Origin of the sequence: Robertmurraya kyonggiensis, assembly GCF_005116465.1 — a bacterium.
Classification (GTDB): domain Bacteria; phylum Bacillota; class Bacilli; order Bacillales; family Cytobacillaceae; genus Robertmurraya; species Robertmurraya kyonggiensis.
The window spans coordinates 1-1,102 of sequence record NZ_SWBM01000075.1 but is presented as its reverse complement, the minus strand read 5'-3'; the positions used below and the strand labels follow the sequence as shown (position 1 = coordinate 1,102).

Annotated in this window: 1 protein-coding gene; it reads left to right on the top strand. The window is 45.9% G+C overall.

Annotated elements, in window-relative coordinates; all coding sequences use genetic code 11:
* On the top strand, positions 1-349 hold a 349-nt coding region (locus tag FA727_RS25705), incomplete at its 5' end, for a hypothetical protein (protein WP_206663869.1).
* Positions 350-1,102 lie beyond the last annotated feature (753 nt).

The following is a 1,102-nucleotide window of genomic DNA, read 5'->3' as shown; positions in this document are numbered from 1 at the left end:
GATCAACATTAATGGGGAAACTAAAAGGATAATGTATCAACCATGGAGGAAGTCTCTTATAGTTAAGGTTCTGGGTAAGAAAGTGGGGTACACATTTATCCATGAGAAAATGTGGAGACCAAATGGGGAGTTGACTTCATTGACCTGGGCCACGACCATCCTTAAATTGACTGATGGGGAGGATTACAAAAGAGCTCTTACTGGGGGACCTTGGATGGATCGCTGCTTAGCGGTTGACGTCCTCGACTTTCATCAGTACAAGAAGGCGGACATTTATCCTGTAAGTCGGGTTTGCTACCGATACTGCAGTGGTAGCTCGGATGGTTTTCCGGTGGCCATCCCCGTTTAAAACGGTAGAGCATGCCGACGAAGAAGGTGGCTCCATACGGGGGAATTGGGGGTTGTAAGAGCTATAACTAAAGGTAAACCATGGGGGAGTTCCTTAACGCAAAGGAAGCGGACAAAGTATGATGCCCCTTTATTCCATTCTTTTTACAAAGAATGTCGGGGCATAGACGCTAGAAGAGGGCGTTCGTGCACCTTACTACCCAAGGTGCACTTCACTCTCTGATAGTTGGGTTCTTCTTTGATCGATCCAATCGATGCAAAGAGGAAGTCAAGTATCACTCTGAGTTTTGAGTTTCTAGAATATATAGAACGGTAATTAAAAGAAAGAACCCTTATTTAGCTTTGTATGCACGAGATGGAAAACTCAAAGTTTAATAAGGTTTCTATCGCCCCGTCTATTTCCGATTAGGAAATAGAGTAAGGGGCTACTGCTTCTACCTACTCTCCCCGAGGGAGAGCTAGAGAGGGGTAACGTTCCTTATCTGAGTTATAGCACTTTTATCTTCTGATCTAATGCTATAGCCGATCCTACAGTGGTCCGTAAGGACACTTATAGCTCCCTCTCCCCCTCCTTCCCCGGAACAACCACTATAACAGCGTCTTAGCTACGAGGGCCAAACTCTGCTTTGGTCCACCACCGGGGGGGTTGTTAGGGGGTCTATTCCCAATCAATTATGATCTCAAGCGCTTTTTTCCTAGTAGTACTTTCCCTCCTCAGAATCCCCATGCCGCGAAACGCTCTTCTTTTTGCTAC